The sequence below is a fragment of the Erwinia sp. MYb416 genome, assembly GCF_037479575.1.
In the GTDB taxonomy this organism is placed as follows: domain Bacteria; phylum Pseudomonadota; class Gammaproteobacteria; order Enterobacterales; family Enterobacteriaceae; genus Erwinia; species Erwinia rhapontici.
On sequence record NZ_JBBGYT010000143.1, the window covers coordinates 1 to 649 of the forward strand.

A 649-nucleotide genomic window follows, 5' to 3' on the forward strand; every position below is an offset into this window, starting at 1 on the left:
GAGTATCACCCTGTACCCTGCGACTTTCCAGACGCTTCCACTAATGCACAAACTGATTCAGGTTCTGGGCTGTTCCCCGTTCGCTCGCCGCTACTGGGGGAATCTCGGTTGATTTCTTTTCCTCGGGGTACTTAGATGTTTCAGTTCCCCCGGTTCGCCTCATGCCACTATGTATTCATGACATGATAGTGTGTCGAAACACACTGGGTTTCCCCATTCGGGTATCGTCGGTTGTTGCGGTTCATATCACCTTACCGACGCTTATCGCAGATTAGCACGCCCTTCATCGCCTCTGACTGCCTAGGCATCCACCGTGTACGCTTAGTCGCTTAACCACACAACCCACAAGCGTCCCGAAGAACACATTGCTGTTGTAAGCATTTGAGAGACTCGAACATATCGTTAATTTCATTCTTATTACGGAGAATGAAAACGACATGTCGTTTCAATTTTCAGCTTGTTCCGGATTGTTAAAGAGCATAATACTTCGCAGCATACTGTTATCCAGCACACTCTGAAGTATTTTATTTAGAAAAACAGTATGGTGGAGCTAAGCGGGATCGAACCGCTGACCTCCTGCGTGCAAGGCAGGCGCTCTCCCAGCTGAGCTATAGCCCCATACAGTCTGCCTTACGGCATAATCAGTTTT

General features: G+C 48.2%; 1 tRNA gene and 1 rRNA gene. Both read right to left on the bottom strand.

From position 1 onward, the window contains the following. Positions 1-335: ribosomal RNA gene (locus WH277_RS01355) — 23S ribosomal RNA — on the bottom strand; the annotation flags it as partial. A gap of 207 nt (positions 336-542) precedes the next feature. Then, positions 543-618 (bottom strand) — tRNA-Ala (locus tag WH277_RS01360). Positions 619-649 lie beyond the last annotated feature (31 nt).